The organism is Flavobacterium oncorhynchi, from assembly GCF_002217355.1.
Classification (GTDB): domain Bacteria; phylum Bacteroidota; class Bacteroidia; order Flavobacteriales; family Flavobacteriaceae; genus Flavobacterium; species Flavobacterium oncorhynchi.
The window spans coordinates 1-17,701 of sequence record NZ_MUHA01000017.1 but is presented as its reverse complement, the minus strand read 5'-3'; the positions used below and the strand labels follow the sequence as shown (position 1 = coordinate 17,701).

Annotated in this window: 12 protein-coding genes; 1 reads left to right on the top strand and 11 read right to left on the bottom strand. The window is 34.8% G+C overall.

Annotated elements, in window-relative coordinates:
• The 11 genes from B0A75_RS12250 to B0A75_RS12200 form a co-directional block, all read right to left on the bottom strand.
• Positions 1 to 1,008 (bottom strand): GntR family transcriptional regulator, encoded by a 1,008-nt coding sequence (locus B0A75_RS12250; RefSeq protein ID WP_089054562.1) that lies wholly within the window; start codon positions 1,006 to 1,008, stop codon positions 1 to 3.
• 406 nt (positions 1,009 to 1,414) lie between these two features.
• Complete coding sequence (locus B0A75_RS12245) at positions 1,415 to 3,154, bottom strand: glycoside hydrolase family 43 protein (RefSeq protein ID WP_089054561.1); 1,740 nt, start codon at positions 3,152 to 3,154, stop codon at positions 1,415 to 1,417.
• Positions 3,155 to 3,157: 3 nt separating this feature from the next.
• Positions 3,158 to 4,192 (bottom strand): glycoside hydrolase family 43 protein, encoded by a 1,035-nt coding sequence (locus tag B0A75_RS12240; protein WP_089054560.1) that lies wholly within the window; start codon positions 4,190 to 4,192, stop codon positions 3,158 to 3,160.
• Positions 4,193 to 4,213: 21 nt separating this feature from the next.
• Positions 4,214 to 5,647, bottom strand: coding sequence for an MFS transporter (locus tag B0A75_RS12235; RefSeq protein WP_089054642.1), 1,434 nt, complete (start codon positions 5,645 to 5,647; stop codon positions 4,214 to 4,216).
• A 292-nt stretch (positions 5,648 to 5,939) separates the two neighbouring features.
• A complete protein-coding gene (locus B0A75_RS12230; protein WP_089054559.1) occupies positions 5,940 to 7,049 on the bottom strand; it encodes an endo-1,4-beta-xylanase in 1,110 nt (369 codons plus the stop codon).
• Between the two features lie 253 nt (positions 7,050 to 7,302).
• Complete coding sequence (locus tag B0A75_RS12225) at positions 7,303 to 9,897, bottom strand: glycosyl hydrolase 115 family protein (RefSeq protein ID WP_089054558.1); 2,595 nt, start codon at positions 9,895 to 9,897, stop codon at positions 7,303 to 7,305.
• 181 nt (positions 9,898 to 10,078) lie between these two features.
• Positions 10,079 to 11,242 (bottom strand): mannonate dehydratase, encoded by a 1,164-nt coding sequence (gene uxuA, locus B0A75_RS12220; RefSeq protein WP_089054641.1) that lies wholly within the window; start codon positions 11,240 to 11,242, stop codon positions 10,079 to 10,081.
• A gap of 164 nt (positions 11,243 to 11,406) precedes the next feature.
• Positions 11,407 to 12,144 (bottom strand): SDR family NAD(P)-dependent oxidoreductase, encoded by a 738-nt coding sequence (locus tag B0A75_RS12215; protein ID WP_089054557.1) that lies wholly within the window; start codon positions 12,142 to 12,144, stop codon positions 11,407 to 11,409.
• A 181-nt stretch (positions 12,145 to 12,325) separates the two neighbouring features.
• Positions 12,326 to 14,479, bottom strand: coding sequence for an alpha-glucuronidase family glycosyl hydrolase (locus B0A75_RS12210; RefSeq protein WP_089054556.1), 2,154 nt, complete (start codon positions 14,477 to 14,479; stop codon positions 12,326 to 12,328).
• Positions 14,480 to 14,758: 279 nt separating this feature from the next.
• A complete protein-coding gene (locus tag B0A75_RS12205; RefSeq protein WP_089054555.1) occupies positions 14,759 to 15,787 on the bottom strand; it encodes a LacI family DNA-binding transcriptional regulator in 1,029 nt (342 codons plus the stop codon).
• A 94-nt stretch (positions 15,788 to 15,881) separates the two neighbouring features.
• Positions 15,882 to 16,328: a PepSY-like domain-containing protein gene (locus tag B0A75_RS12200; RefSeq protein ID WP_089054554.1), complete on the bottom strand. Its 447-nt coding sequence runs from the start codon at positions 16,326 to 16,328 to the stop codon at positions 15,882 to 15,884.
• Positions 16,329 to 16,467: 139 nt separating this feature from the next.
• Here B0A75_RS12200 and B0A75_RS12195 point away from each other — a divergent pair, with 139 nt between their 5' ends.
• The gene (locus B0A75_RS12195) at positions 16,468 to 17,481 is read left to right on the top strand and encodes a proline iminopeptidase-family hydrolase (protein WP_089054553.1); all 1,014 of its coding nucleotides are present in this window, start codon (positions 16,468 to 16,470) and stop codon (positions 17,479 to 17,481) included.
• Positions 17,482 to 17,701: the final 220 nt, after the last annotated feature.

Genomic DNA, 17,701 nt, shown 5'->3' with positions numbered 1-17,701 from the left:
TTACAATGATTCTCTTATTATTAATTTTGTCGGCACATAACACTGAGTATCTTCGTCATGCGTAATAAATGCCGCTGCTTTGGTTCCTATTTCTTTAAAATCAGTTGATACAACCGAAATTCCTTTGTATATAAATTTCTTCATCGGGGTTTCGTTGTACGATAAAAATCCAACGTCTTTTCCCGGTTCAAAATCTTTCTCTTTGCATTGTTCTAAAAAGTGTCCCAAAATCCTGTCGCTTACACTGATATAAGCCATTCCTTTTTCTATATTAAACTTTTTAGGATCTGTAATAATTTCAAATTCAAAGTTGAAATCAGCACAGAATTTCTTAAAAAACTCAACCGTTTCTTTTGGGTGATTTGTAAAATCCGGATACACAAATTGTATCTTTTTATACTTTTTAAACAAATCAGTCGCTTCTGTCAAAGACTCATAAAACGCTTTCCCGAAATCCTGAAAAACATAATTATTCGTTTTATCAGTGTGAATATTCCAGTCAATCAAAAGCAATTTATCTTTCGAAATTGCCGACAAAGCCGGAGCAATTTCTTTGTGATCAAAATTCATCACCACGTATTTGTAATACTTCCCGATTCCGTTATTGATGATCGTTTTAAAAACATCAATATTATAATGATGAAACTGCACATCGGTAATCACATTATCCGGTAAATTATTCACAAACGAATGATACAAAACCTCTTTATAAGCCTTAAACGTATCTAAAACTAAAAGCACTTTTCTGGTTTCTCCAGCTACATAATAGCCTTTGTTAGGTACAGAATCAATTACTTTCTGCTCTTTTAAAATCGAATACGCCTTAAAAACCGTATCTCTCGAAAGCTGATACGTTTTGCAGATCACATTCACAGACGGAAGCAAATCTCCCTTTTGCAAAATATTCTCCGCAATCGAATTTGTGATTCCGTCAACTAACTGTTGGTACTTCGGAATGTCACTTTCGTGATTCATTATAAACTCAAATTTTTCTTCTTCTTTTAGCATACCGTTCTGTTCCGTTCTGTTATGCTAAAGTAGCTAAAAAACTTTTATAAAAAATTATTTTTTACATGAATTATGTTATTTTTTTAAAGCTCTTTTATTCTAATAATTTGGGCGTGCCCCGCCGAAAAAGGCGGGTCGGGCTATCCGTTGCAAGTCCTCGCACTTCCTTCGTCAGGCTCCGGGCTTTCCACTTCTATCCCTCACGCAAAACGGTTTCAAGAGACAATCTTGTCATTTCGACGAAGGAGAAATCACACTAGAAACTCCGCAAAAGCATATCGTCAATCTTTGTCGAGCTACTCGTGGAGATTTCTCCTCCGTCGAAATGACAAATATTGCGGTTATAACTTTTGCGAATTCCGCGTGAGATTGTTTCGTTCCTCACAATGACTAAACGTTGCGAAAACTATCTCTCAAAATGCTCACTCGACGCATACATTCCTAAATATGTCCCCACAAAACCTCCTGCTTCTTTTGTACTCAAAATCGAGCCATCAACATCTTTTATCAATAAAATCCAATCTTGTTTTTCTGTCGATTTATAATAAAAACTATAGAATCTTCCATTTCCTTCAATCTTCACAAACAATGGCTTATCAGAATCCAAAAGTTCTTTCTTTGCAATAATTTCCGATTTTCCGTTATTAATTTTATCCGCAGTTCTTTCAACAAAAACTTCCAATTTATGATCGGCGTTCAGACGTTTTCCAATTAAAAAATAATGTTTTTCGTTTTGAAAAGCCGTTAAACCAGCCGTCTGTAAATTAACCTTCGGATTAAATTCAAACTTTATAGAGGCTTCAAATTTTAAATGCTGTTGTCTTCTTCCGATAAAAGAAAAATTCGTTTCGGTGTGAATTGATTCTGGTCTTGGTTTTATCAGCAATTTTCCATTAATCAGTTCGTACCATTTTTCTTTTGGCGTTCTGATAAAACTCCATTTAAAATCTAATTTATTCGAATCAAAATCGTCTTTTGAAATAAAATTTCCATTTAATGGTTCTGTTTTTTCTTTAGAAAGTGGAAGATTTGGTCGTTTATGAATCATCGGAATTGGTTCATTTCCTCCTATAATTTCTGGCCAGTCGTTTTTCCATTCTACAGGCATCATAAAAGTTTCCCTTCCTGTATTGTATAAATCGCCTTCATAAGGTCGGCAACCTAAAAATACTGACCACCAATCGCCGTTTGGCAATTCCACAAAATCCGCGTGACCCGTTGTTGAAACCAAATTTTTACGATTCGGATCTAAATGCGATTGCGTTAAAATGGGATTATTAGCATAACTTTCATAAGGTCCATAAATGTTTTTACTTCTAAAAACTACTTCGGAATGATTGAAACCTGTTCCTCCTTGAGCGCAAATCATATAATAAAATCCGGGCTTTTTAATCACATGTGGGCCTTCGATCCAAACGGGCTTTTTAGACATATCGGTTCCGCCGTTAATAACCAATTTGGGACTTGTTGTGGTTTTTTGTTTTTCCAAATCATATTTCAGCATATAAATGGCGCGATGGCCATCATGAAGCGAAACATTATTAGGCGGAGGCCCGTTATGCGTAATATAAACTTTTCCATCTTCATCAAAAAAGAGATCTGGATCGATTCCGTTTACATCAGGAAACGCAATTGGATTTGACCAAGGTCCAGCTGGATTTTTAGCTGTAACAATAAAGTTACCGACTCCGCTTACATTGGTACAAATCAAATAAAATGTTCCTTTGTTATAGCGAATCGTCGGTGCGTACATTCCGCCTGACAAACGAGAATTGCCAAAATCGGCTTGTTCAGCACGGTTTATAATATTTCCTATTTGTTTCCAATTTATCAAATCGGTACTTTCAAAAATAGGTAATCCTGGGAAATAGCAAAAAGAAGAATTGACGAGATAAAACTTATTCTCAACCCTGCAAATAGTAGGATCTGGATAAAAACCAGCCAAAACAGGATTTAAATAATCGGCATCAGATTTTGTTAGATTTTGATACGCATCGTCATTTCCTCGGTAATCAAACCAGTCAAAAGAAGCATAATCGGAATACACAACCGATTGTGATTTTTGCGAAATTTTTTTACACGAAGAAAAAGCACTCATCAAAATGACTGCTGCAACAATTTTTAAACCTGTTTTTCTTCTTTTCATTTCTTAATCTAATAATCTTCTTATTCCGTAAGGATCGATCGTAATAATGGAACCGTCTTCGAGATAATCGATTTTGGTTACTTTCATACTTCGAAGATGTGTTACTCCTTTTGACAAACTCGAATCGTGATAAAACAAATACCACTCGCCTTCTACCTCACAAATCGAATGATGCGATGTCCAACCAACAACAGGATTTAAAATTCTTCCCTGATACGTAAACGGCCCATAAGGGTTATCCCCAATCGCATAACAGATAAAATGCGTGTCGCCTGTTGAATAAGAGAAATAATATTTTTCCTTGTATTTGTGAACCCATGAAGCTTCAAAAAAACGACGGTCATTATCGCCTGCCAGAATTTCATTTCCGTTTTCATCCAAAATTTTAATCTCTTTTGGTTCTTCCGCAAATTCAAGCATATCGTCTCTTAATAAAGCCACGACTCCTCCTAAAGCTTTTTCATTTGCTGAAGGTTCTTCGTTGTTTTCATTGTATATATTGTTGCGGTATTTCTGAAGCTGACCGCCCCAAATTCCGCCAAAATAAATATAATGTTTACCGTCCTCGTCCTCAAAAACTGCTGGATCAATGCTGTAACTTCCTTTTATGGCATCTTTTTCAGGAACAAAAGGTCCAACAGGCGAATCTGCTATGGCAACACCAATTTGGAAAATTCCATTGGCACGTTTGGCAGGAAAATACAAGTAATACTTTCCATTTTTATACGCTGCATCTGGTGCCCACATTTGCTTTTCGGCCCAGGCCACATCATCTACATGCAACGCAACACCATTATCAACAACTTCTGATGAAATGTCTTCCATCGAAAAAACATGATAATCTTCCATCCCGAAATGATCACCATTATCGTTAAACGGAATTCCGGCATCAATATCGTGAGATGGGTAAATGTAAATTTTTCCGTTGAATACATGCGCCGAAGGATCGGCCGTGTACATGTGTGATACTAAAGGCTTTGAAATCGCCAGGTCATTAATTTCCTCAAAATTAATGTGTTCAATGCTATCTTCAGGCATAGTACTATTTTGTTTAAATAATTAAGTTCTTCTTTCTTTTAGTTCTGTTTCAATCTGCACTTCCATTTCTTTGTTTATTTTATAGAAAAACAGCAATCCAGCTCCAATTAAAAAAGGGATTGCAGGAAAAACACTTACTAATAATTTGATTCCGTTTATGGCTGTTTGGGATTGTTCTGGAGCATTTGGAACATAGTTGAAATAACCTAAAAATAAAGTTGTTAAAGCTCCTCCAATACTTAATCCTGCTTTTAAACCTACCATCATTGCCGAAAAAATAATGGCCGTTGCGCGGCGATTATTCAACCATTCTGAATAATCGGCAACATCGGCAATCATTGCCCAAAGAATTGGGATTGTGATTCCGTAGAAAAATCCATGCAGGATTTGGGAGAAAAATATCAACCTTATTGATGTTGGCGGATAGAAATAGAAAGCGATAATGAACAAAGTTGAAATGAATAAAAACAAGCCAAAAACATTTCTTTTACCGTATTTGTCAGCAAGATTTTTCGATAATGTAATTCCGACAATCATAAAGATAATTCCGCCAGCATTAAACAATCCGAAACCTGCTGAAACTGGGTCATTGCCAAAATGATTCAATCCGATATTTGATAAAGTATCCAAAATAGGCTGAATAAAAATGGCCAATTGTTGCTTATCAACGTAATTTTCAAAATAATACACATACGAACCACCTTTCATCGCCAAAGTCACAAAAACTAAAGTTGTTAGCGAAAGCATAATAACCCAAGGCCTGTTTTTGATTAAATCGCTTAAATCTTCTTTTACACTTGACTTTTGCTCTGGTTTCGGAATAATTCTTTCTTTGGTCGTTAGAAAAGTAATTAAAAGCATGATGGTTCCAATAATCGCCAATGCAGTCATTACTTTTTCGATTCCGATGGCTTTATCTCCGTTTCCAGCACTTTTGATAATGCCAAGCATAAAAACCTGAACAAAAAACTGGGCAAACATCACCGCCACAAAACGATAGGACGACATGCTATTTCGTTCTTTCATATCGCCTGTAATAACGCCGCTTAAAGCAGAATATGGCAGATTGTTTCCTGCGTAAAAAAGCAACAATAAACTATAGGTTACAACAGCGTAAATTACTTTTCCTTTATACGAAAAATCGGGAGTTGAAAACGCTAATAAAGCCACTACTCCAAGCGGAATTGCAGTTATTAAAATCCAAGGTCTGAATTTTCCCCATTTTGTACTGGTTCTATCTGCTAAAACTCCAATGATCGGGTTAAAAATAAAAGCGGCAATTAATCCAACAATCAGCATGATGATCGAAGAATCAGTTGGTGATAATCCGTAAATATCGGTGTAGAAATACGCCAGATATGTCATCAAAGTCTGAAAAACTAAATTAGCAGCTAAGTCTCCTAAGCTGTATCCAATTTTTTCTTTGATGGATAGTTTTTGTGAAATGTCAGTCATTCGTGGGTTTGTGGTCATTTTTTTGATTAGTTAGTTGTCTTTTTTGTCATTTCGACGAAGAAGAAATCACACGCGGGATTCGGCAAAGATTGGCGACATTCTGTGCGGAGATTCTAGTGTGATTTCTCGTTCCTCGAAATGACAAGATTGTGCTATTTTTATTTAAAACAATCGGTTGTGTAAAATTAGACAAAAAAACATATTATGCAAATTTAGTTTACTTTATTTAAGTTATTTTTCATTTCACAACCGATTGTTGGTTATTTTCTTAAAGCTGAAGCTTTTTTAGTATTTATTCTTTAGTTTCTTTCAGCTTTAAAATACTTTCGTAAGCTTTTTTATGTCTTAAAGTGGCATCAAATGGTAAAGGATAATTAGTTCTTCCTTTTATCGGCCAGTCGTTCAGCCAAGATTGCCCATCATGAACACCCCAAAAAGTAATACGGCTGATTTTATCTTTATGTTTTAAAAATAGTTTAAAAATTGATTCGTAACGTTCTGCAAGTTTGTTTTGGATAGAATCTGGCAATGCTTTTGGATATGGATTCATTTTCTCGCTTCCCTCAAATTTCTGACTGATCTCTGCTCCTTTCAAATCCCACGGATTTGGTAAAACAGTAATATCCAATTCTGTAAAAGCTACTTTAACTCCTAATGCTGAATACTCTAAAATACTTTTCTCAATTTCTTCTAATGACGGACTATTTAATCTCCAATGCCCTTGAATTCCAACTCCGTCAACTTTTCCGCCTTCTGCTTTTATTTTTTTGATTAAAGCAATAGCTCCGGCTCTTTTTACTGGTTCTTCTATATTATAATCGTTGTAATATAACTCGGCTTTTGGATCGGCTTTTTCAGCCAGTTTGAAAGCATCGACCAGATATTTTTCCCCTAGTGTTTTCAAAAAAACAGATTGTCTTAACGTTCCATCCTCGTTCAACGCTTCGTTAACAACGTCCCACGAATTGATTCTTCCCTTATATTTTGAAACTATTGTCGTGATATGATCTTTCATAAAGGTCTTCATTTCTGTACTGTCGGCAATCTTTTCCATCCAAGGCGCCAATTGGCTGTGCCAAATCAAAGTATGACCATGAACAAACATTTTGTTTTTCTCTCCATACGCTACAAATTTATCCGATAAAGCAAAATCATATTTGTCTTTTTGCGGATGCATGTACATCGATTTCATGATATTTTCTGCTGTAATTGCATTAAATTCTTTTCGAATCAGCGAATCTTCTTTTTTATCTTTTTCTAAGATTTGGTCAGCGCTCAAAGCAGTTCCGATGTAAAAATCATCTTTGTAAGCGTCTTTTAATGAAGCGGTTTCTTTTTGCGACGTACAGCTCACAGCCAGCAAAGTCGTGACGGCAATTAAGCAAGGTTTAATAAATTTCATATCTTTTGGTTTAAATAGTTAATCATTTTTTGCTTCTCAACGTAGACCTGACAGGTTTTAAAAACTTATCAGGTCTAAATCCGTAACGCTTCCCTTCAATCTTGTCATTTCGACGTAAGGAGACTTGAGTGATAGCGAACAGGCAAAGCAAATCTTCGTAAGTAGCTCCGTATGCTGGATCAACTTTGTAGAGTTTCTCGCGAAGATTTCTCCTTACGTCGAAATGACAGACAGAATGTGTTACGTTATGAAATCATTCCTTCCTAAAACTCTCTGGCGGCCCCAAATACGACTCCAAAACTTTTCCTTCTTCCGTTTCAATTACAATTTTCTGAAGTACCAAAGCCGGATCAATCGCATAAATTTTCAAAACATGATTTCCTGCTTTTTCAATTTCATGCGTTGAGGTTATAATTTTAATAGTATTTGCAACCGATTCTGCCCAAGCTTTTTCTGAAGAATCGTTGTTGAGGTTCATTATTTGTGATTTTTCATCATTAAAGCCAATTCCGTATTTTAAGCCGTCACCGATTTTAAAATTGATTGTTGGTGAAAAATAGGCATTTACTTTTATCTTTCCTTTACTGAAAAAATGAACGTTGTATTCTAATCTTGGCGATCTTTCTGAAATTTCAATTGATTTGATATTAGAAGGTTTTATTGTTATTCCTGAATCTGTTTTACCAAGATTTGGAATTATAGTCCATTTTACTGTATCTGAATTGATTGCTTTAGAATAATTTTTACTTTCTATTGAAATACATCCGTTGTCCCCAACAAAACCTCTAACATGATCTAAATCTCTATTTTTATTAATGGAAGTTCTAGCCTTTGGAAAATTTTCTATAGAAACTCCCTCTTGAATTTTGTTTGAAATTTCGATTGTTTTTGTTTTCGGAATCACATTTTTTTCAGGCTGTTGCCAATTATCATAACCAATATGTGTTTGCGACATCATATGATTCCACTTACCATTTGCTAATTGAGTGTGATAGTAATTTGTGAGCTCAGCATCTTTTTTAAATAACTCTTTTACTTTTTCAGCATAAGTATTTGCCATGACATTTCCTTGTTCTGCATACAAATGATTTTTAGCCGTTGCAACATACATTTCATTTAAATTAGCGCTTGCCAAAACAGGAAATAAAACTAGCTGATAAAAGGCATCTTTATATTCTGGTTTTAATTTTTCATTTATTGAATTGGCTTTCTCAACCAATTTTTGGTAATCTGCTACAACTCTATCTCCTTCATTATAATTGGTAATACTGTATGTTTTGGCATCCAAAAGTTCTGGTTTTCTTCGTGAATTATATTTTGTATATAATTTCAAAATTTCAGCAATTTCTCCTGAAAACTGATTATCAAAATTCTCTTTTGCCCAATTTAAATAATATTGCTCTAAATTTCCAGGATTAAACTTTTCAGGATTCCACGCCATATCTAAGAAAAATTCCATTGGAAATTCCATTGGTTTGATATCGCCTACATTTACAATCCAGATTTTATCGACTCCATATTGATACGCCAAATCCATTTGTTCCCAAACACGTTCAATCTGATTAGTATTAATCCATTTGTAATTTCGTGGCCCGCCTACGTAATCATAATGATAATAAATTCCGTAACCGCCTTTTCTTGGTTTTGCCTCTAATTCTGGCAGTTTGCGGATATTTCCCCAATTGTCATCACAAAGCAAAAGCGTAACATCATCGGGAACGGTCATTCCTTTGTCGTAATAATCCTGAACTTCTTTATAAAGCGCCCACATTTGCGGAGTTTCTTCGACAGGTTTTTTCGTAACTTCTGCAATTATATTTCTTTGGGTTTTTACGATATTTTCTAATAACTCAATTGCAGTTCCTTCCGTCATGGGTTCATCGCCGTCGCCACGCATTCCGATTGTAACGATAGTTTCTTTATTTCCCATTCGTTTAATTCCGTCTTTCCAAAATTGAATCAGAGCTTCAGAATTGGTGTTAAAATCCCATTTCCCGTTTGCTTTTCCCCATTCGGCGTGTGCTCTCGTTAACGGTTCATGATGCGAAGTTCCCATGACAATTCCGTATTCATCGGCCAAAACAGCATTTTGCGGATCTTCGACATAAAACATTCTGCCCCACATTGCCGGCCATAAATAGTTGCCTTTCATTCGCAGAATCAATTCAAAAACTTTATCATAGAATTTCGAATTAAATCCGCCAAATTTCTCAAATGCCCAACCCGACAAAGCTGGGGCTTCGTCGTTTATAAAAATTCCTCTGTATTTTACTTTTGGTTCTCCTTGCGATTGAATTCCCGGCAGAACATGCAGTTCCGATTGTTTTTTGACTGGAACATCTGCCCAATAATACCAAGGCGAAACGCCAATTTGATTCGACAAATCGTAGATTCCATAAATAGTTCCCCGTTTATCGGAACCTGCAATTACCAATGCTTTTTTAATTCCTTTAAACGGATTTTCGACAATTTGTGTGGTAAATTTTTCCCATTTCCCTTGAAGTTGATTGCCATCTATTTTTCCTTCTTTGGCTAATTGATCGATAATTTTACTTTTTCCAAGTGTTCCAATAATAAGGACAAAATCTTCTGCTTCAGAAATCTTTTTTATTCTTTTCAGATGCAAATCTGAAACTTTAAAAAGATCATTTTCTAAATGTCCTGTTACTTTTAAAACTCCTCCATAATCTTTATCGTCTACAAAAATTGAAGCTGTTTTTCCTTTTGAAACCAAAGGAAAATTTTCATTAGAGGCCCAATTGACTAAATATTTTTCTGGATTTATGGCATACAAATTTGTGCTTAATCCGATTAGGAAAAACAATAAAATCAGATGCGATATTTTCATTTTTAAACACATAGAATCATAATTTTTTCACTCCTCAGCTTTTTCGTATAGTTTTGTCATTCCGAGGAACGAGGAATCTCCACAAGTAACTCCGCACAGAATATCGCCAAGCTTTGTAGAGCCTCTTACGAAGATTCCTCGTTCCTCGGAATGACAAACAAGACGTATTATTTCAATACTATTACAAATTCAATTTATAAGCTATTCCTATTTCTAAACCTCTTAACTCAGCCAAACCTTTTAATCTTCCTGTTAAAGAATAACCTGGATACGTTTCTGTAGCTTCATCAACTTTATGAAGAAAACCATGATCGGGACGCATTGGGAGACTTATTTTGGTTTTGTTCATTAATAACAATAATTTCTCAACGATGACTTCCATTTTAACATCACCATTTAAGTGTTCTGATTCCCTAAAAATGGTTTCGCTTTCGCGAATGGTATTTCTCAGGTGTAAAAAGTGAATTCTGTCTCCAAAATCGTCTATTATTTTTTCCAGATTGTTTTTCGGATCAGCGCTTAAAGAACCTGTACAATAACACAATCCGTTTGCTTTTGATGTAACGGCGTTGAAAATTGCTTTCAAATCGGCTTCAGTAGATACAATTCTTGGAAGTCCTAAAACCGAAAACGGCGGATCATCGGGATGAATCGCTAATTTTTGTCCGTTTTTCTCTGCAATCGGAGTTACTTCTGATAAAAAATAAATCAGATTTTCTCTTAGTTTTTGATTGTCAATTTCAGCGTAATTTTCTAAAAGCGATAAAATCTGTTCTGCCGTAAAATGGATTGTACTTCCCGGAAGTCCTAGCAAAACATTTTTAAACAAAAGTGCTTTTTCATCTTCAGGCAATTGATTTCCAAACCGCAAAGCTTTTTCTTTTTCGCTCTCTGAATAATCATTTTCAGAATTTGGTCTTTTCAAAAGAAAAACATCAAAATAGGTAAAAGCGTCCTGATTGTATAAAAGAGATTTACTTCCGTCTTCGTTAATAAAACTATGATGGGTTCTCACCCAATCCAGAATCGGCATGAAATTATAGGTTATAATTTTGATTCCGCATTCTGCCAGATTTTGTAAACTAATTTTATATTTTTCAATGTATTGCAGATAATTCCCTGAAGCTCTTTTGATTTCTTCATGAACGGGAAGACTTTCAACCACGGTCCATTCCAATCCGAAATTGCGAATGATTTCCTGTCTTTCTTTTATCGCTTCAATCGTCCAGACATCACCAACCGGAATTTGATGTAATGCGGTTACAATTCCTGTTGCGCCAGCTTGTCGAATGTCAATTAGTTTGACATTGTCGGTTGGTCCGAACCATCTCATGGTTTGCTGCATTTTTATCATATTGACTTTTTTTAATCTCGCAAAGTCGCAGAGTCGCAAAGTTTTGTTTCCCGCAGATTTTGCAGATTGAGCTGATTTTAAGCTATTTAATCCTTTAATCTGTGGCTTCAAAAAACCTTTGAGCCTTTGAACCTCTGAACCTTAGAAACTTTAAATTAAAACCCAATACTGTTTCCGCCATCAACTGGTAAAACAGTTCCTGTTGTATATTTTGATTCGCTTAAAGCGAAATAATAAACGGCGTCTGCAATGTCTGATGGTTCCCCCAAATAACCCATTGGCGTTCTTCCTAACACCTTATTTTTTCTTTCAGGATCGTTATCCAAAGCTGTTGATGACATTTTTGTTTTGATAAATCCCGGAGCAATACAGTTCACACGAATACCAAACTGAGCCAACTCAACAGCCATAGCACGTGTCATGGCTTCAATTGCGCCTTTGCTAGATGAATACGCAATTACTTTTGGGATTCCGTATTGCGATGCCATCGAACTTATATTGATAATACTTCCACCTCCATGTTCTTTCATGTTTTTTACTACTTCTCGGCTTACAGCAAAAACACTCAAAAGATTGGTGTGAATGATTGATAAAAATTCTTCATCGGTCACATCTGCAAATTCTTTTTTCATATTGACTCCAGCGTTGTTAACCAAAATATCAATCGGACTATTTTTTGTAATACTTTCAATCATCGCAGGAATTCCCTTCAAATCGTTTAAATCGAAGATTACCGGAATGGCGTTTTCTCCAATTTCTCTGCAGGCATCTTCTGTTTTTTCTTTTGATCTTCCAATGATATAAGTTGTAATACCGTTATCACAAAGTTTTTTTGCTGTTGCAAATCCTAAACCCGAATTTCCTCCGGTTACAATTGCCGTTTTCTTGCTCATAATTTATTAAAATATTTTTAATGCTATTTTTAAACACATAGAAACATAGTTTTTCTTTGTCTACAAAGGCGTTTCACTTGCATTAATACACATAACTATGTGTGAGAAACTAGTTTCTTTCTTTAATCTTTTTTGAGTTAAATATAAATCTATGTTTCTATGTGTTTATTCTATTTTTTATTTATCCATTTCCCGGTGCAAAAGGGAATTTTAATGATTTGAAATACTCTAATGTCTGTGTTGGTTTTTCAACTCCGTTTGGAAGTTCTTTACCCGAAAACTGTTGAAAATATAGCAAACAAGCATCTCGCCACCATTTTGCTTCTTTGTACTGAATTTCTAATAACATTTTTACTTCGTTGAAACGTTCATTATCAACATATTTTCCTGCACGATTCCAGACGTTCTGCATTTCTTTTACTTGATCTACACCTTCCTGATATTTAAGCGAAAGTCCATTCCAAAGAGTTTGTCTATTTTTTAGTTTATAATCCCACGAAACATGATGGAACCATAAAAGATCTTTTTCAGGGCAAGTTTCTAAATTATCAAAAATATTGGCGACTTCTGGTGCATATTGCGAAACAGCATTCGTTCCCGATTTTGATCTGTCAAAACCAATTCCGTTTTTATCTGCTTTATGATAATAATTGGGATTCCATTCTGGTCTTGATAAATTCGAAACCCAAGGTCCTGGCCCATAATGATGTCCCGTATCCATAATATGATGCAAACCAAGTGGAGTCATATAATTAACAACGGCTTCACGCGATTCGATCATCATACTTTTTACAGGTTTAATGAAATTTTCATCATTTGAAAAAGTACTTCTCAACCATTCATCAGCAATCGTTTCAGAGTCTAAATACGGATTCCAAGCCAGTCTTCCGAAACCGTACCAATTGGCTTGCGCAAAAGGATGTCCTGTCCAATTTAAGTCGTTACCGATATTCGCAACGCCGGCAATTCCGGTTAGTTTATTTTGATATAAAGTACCATCAACTACTTTAGCAACGGTTGAACCTTTTCCTTTTTGATAGGTATCGGATTCCAAAACTTCTTGAAATAATTTAGGCAGAAAAACCAAATGTGTACTGAAACCTAAATATTCCTGCGTGATTTGAAACTCCATCATTAATGGCGTTTTCGGCATCGCTCCAAATAACGGATGAAACGGTTCTCTTGGCTGAAAATCGATTGCTCCGTTTTTGACCTGAACGATTACATTTTTTCTGAATTTTCCATCATACGGCTGAAATTCGGCGTAAGCCTGTTTCGCACGATCGTTTGCATCGTGTTCTGAATATACAAACGCTCTCCACATAATTACTCCGCCAAAAGGCGCAACAGCATCAGCAAGCATATTCGCTCCGTCAACGTGGTCTCTTCCATAATTTTGCGGACCTGGCTGACCTTCTGAATTGGCTTTTACCAAAAATCCACCAAAATCAGGGATTCGTTTATAAATTTCAGCCGATTTATTTCTCCACCAATTAATCACTTCTGGATCTTTTGGATCGGCGGTTTTTAAATTTCCAATTTCGATTGGTGCCGAAAATCTTGCTGTTAAATAGACTTTTATTCCGTAAGGTCTAAAAACATTAGCTAATGCTTCTACTTTTTCTAAGTATTGTGGCGTCAGAATTAAAGCGTTTGCATTTACGTTGGTCAAAACTGTTCCGTTAATTCCAATTGAAGCATTTGCTCTAGCATAATCAATATAGCGTTGATCAATAAAATCAGGAAGTTTTTGCCAGTTCCAAAGAGAAAACCCGGCGTAACCACGTTCTACTGTTCGATCTAAATTGTCCCAATGATTCAGGATTCTAATATTGGTTTTCGGAGAATCGACAATATTTAAATTTTTAACTGATTTATTGGTTTGCAATATTCTCAGAAAATTAAAAACTCCGTATAAAACAGCAACATCGTTTTTTCCTGCAATAATAATTTGTTTTTTATTTTTAAAAGAAATGGATTTAATGATAAAACCTTCAGTATTGATTTTATCAAAATCAGATCGCAATTCATTTTGGATTTCAGTATTCAAATTCGATTCTGAACCAACAATAAGATTGTTTTCTTCTTTTATATCTTGTTTGGTTTCAGGAATATTTCCGAGCATATCTAAAAATCCTGTTTTGAGTTCTTTCTCAGCGATTTTAAGAGTTTCAGAATTTCCCAAAATGACAATTCCTTTAAGATTGTTTTTGTATTCCGAAGCTATTGCAGAATTAGCAACTGAATTATATTGAAGCCACAATTTATAATCCTTTTGTGCCGAAGCCGAAAAAGAAATTAGAAGAAACAAGAAAACAAATCTAAATGAAGTCATGGTTATAATTTATTCTTTACAATCTCATTTTTACAGCATCACTATTTTATTTCCTTTTAAAAGTATTTAGCAAAGTTTTAATTTAAAAAATACATTATTCCAAACAAAACAACAATTGCAATCGGTTGCGTAAAAATATAGGATTGTTATTTAAGAAAAAAATTTTAGCGCTCTTTTTTTTGAAAAAATAATTTCTACAACAAATAAAAGCAGGATAATTATAAAAACTATCCTGCTTTAACGGGGTTGGATTCTATATCTAAAAATCCTATTTTGACTTTATTTTTGAGATGATTCTCTTGCTAATACTTCGGTGTTTAAAAATGTAATTTCTTTAGCATCATCATTTTTAGATGATTTCAGGTTTTTGATAATAATATCTGCCGCCGCCTTTCCCATTTTTTCGGCGGGATGTGTAATTGTAGATAAATTAGGATCTATAATCTGCGAAATAGGATCATTGTTAAACCCAATTACTTTAAATTCTTCAGGCACTTTAATTCCACGCTTTTTAGCAGTCTGTACTGCACTTACAGCAAGAATATCTCCAGGAGCGAATAATCCGTCTGGAATTGGATTTAAATCGAATAACGCATTGCTTGCTTTTACTCCATCTTCGTAGGTAACAGAATTTAAACTAATAATCAATTCTTCTTCTACTTCTATATTGTGATCTTTTAAAGCCTCAATATAACCTCTTTTCCTTTCATTGTAAAGATTCCCTAATTCTGATCCTGCTGTTAAATGAGCTATTCGAATACAACCTTGTTCAATTAGATGTTTCGTTGCCTTATAACCTGCTGTATAATTGTCAATAACAACCCTGAAAGTATTATAATCTTTAGGAACCCTATCGACAAAAACCAACGGAATATTGTTGTTCGAAAACTGATGAAAATGCGCCGTATCTCGAGTTTCCATTGCCAACGAACAAATTACACCACTCACTCGATTGCTGTATAAAGATTTAGCCATATTTACCTCTTCTTCATAAGAATCATGCGATTGCATAATAATAACGGTATAATCAGATTTTTGAGCCGTAATTTCGATTCCGCTAATTAAGGATGACAAAAAGGGCTGTGTAACAGTAGGAATTAAAACACCAATCGTTCTGGTTTTGTTGCCACGCAAACCTGCGGCTAAAGTATTGGGAACAAATCCCATTTCTTCGGCAGTTTTTTTTACTTTTTTAATCGTCTTGTCACTTATAGTATGATGATCTTTTAAAGCTCGTGAAATAGTTGATGTCGCCAAATTTAAACGCTCAGCAATATCATAAATCGTTACATGTTTATTTTCTTCCATGAAATAAAAAATAGAAATGTAAATATAAACTATTTTCTCTCAAGATGTTCTTTCGAAAAAACTGGCTTTAAAAATAACTATATTCTAAATTCATCTATTTTTTGACATCATTCTTTTTGTCTTTTAAAATTTTACCGTCTTTGGTAAATTCTAAATCAATTTTATTGGTCAAATCAACATCCAGATCCTTGTGTCCATAATCAATATGTGTTATTTTTTCATTTGGATGATTTTTGGCAACGTAAGCTTTAATATTATCTGGAATAAAAGCTGTTGGGATTGGATTGTCACCACCGTCAACTTCACGGTAAGATCCGTCTTTCCAGAACTCGACTTCTGTACCGTCTTTTAACTTTACTTCAAAACCTTTTTCTCCGTGTTCTGCGTCTTTTTTAGCACTTACTACCGCAGTATCGCTAAAATGTTTCTTTAAAAATTCCTGCGCTGGTTTTGGCAGTTCGGTCACTTCAATTTTCTTCTGTGCACTGGCGGAGATTGTCAAGATTAACAATGCTATGGCTAAAAATATCTTCGCTTTCATAATTTGATTATTTTAAGTATAGTATTACTAATTTACTACAAGAAAATTTGGCTTCAAATCTATTTAAGAAATTTTTAAAGCTTTTAAAATGCGTAATCTTTAATTTGTAACTTAGCCTAAACCATTAAATTCTAACCATATGCGTTATATTCTAGCTTTTACAATTCTCCTATTTATCACATCTTGCAAAAAGGAAAACACAAATAATCTTTCGAATTATTTTACGTACGATCAAAGCAATCCTGAAGCCGCAGGGGTAAAAATGATACCTATAAAAACAGCCGCAGGAGAATTTAAAGTTTGGACAAAACGATTTGGAAACAATCCAAAAATAAAAATACTCCTATTACATGGAGGACCAGCAATGACGCATGAATATATGGAATGCTTTGAAACTTTTTTTCAACGTGAAGGATTCGAATTTTATGAATACGACCAATTAGGCTCTTATTACAGCGACCAGCCAAAAGATAGCAGTTTATGGACTATCGAGAGATTTGTAGACGAAGTAGAACAAGTTAGAAAAGCCATTAATGTAGATCACGATAATTTTTATGTACTCGGAAACTCTTGGGGAGGAATATTAGCAATGGAATATGCATTAAAATATCAGCAAAACCTGAAAGGATTATTAATTTCAAATATGATGGCAAGTGCACCAGAATATGGAAAATACGCCGATGAAGTTCTAGCAAAGCAAATGAAACCCGAAATTCTATCAGAAATAAGAACTTTGGAAGCTAAAAAAGATTTCAACAATCCAAGATATATGGAATTATTGATTCCTAATTTCTACAAAGAACACGTATGCCGATTAAAAGAATGGCCAGATGGTTTCAATCGTGCCAGTAAACATGCAAATATGGAAATATATACTCTAATGCAGGGCCCTAGTGAATTTGGAATAGGAGGAAGATTAGCTAAATGGAATATTAAAAACCGACTGCATGAAATCACAGTTCCAACCCTTATGATTGGAGCCAAATACGATACCATGGATCCAAAAGCGATGGAAGAACAAAGCAAATTAGTTAAAAAAGGGCGCTATTTACACTGCCCCAACGGAAGTCATTTAGCCATGTGGGATGATCAGAAGACTTACATGAATGGAGTAATTCAATTCATAAATGATGTCGACAATCAAAAAATATAAATTCGCAAACAACTAACAATCAGAATAGTAAATATAACAGCGTCTCCCTCCGGGCCGGGCTGTACGCTGTATCTTTTGTTTTTTAAAGGAAAAAACAAAAGGATGCCGCTTCCATCCCTGACTCATCAGGGTTTAAAGAACTTTTCGGGCTTAAAAAAAATTAATAGATCCACATCCAAATGATCTTCTGCGCTAAACCCAAAACATTTATAAAACAAAA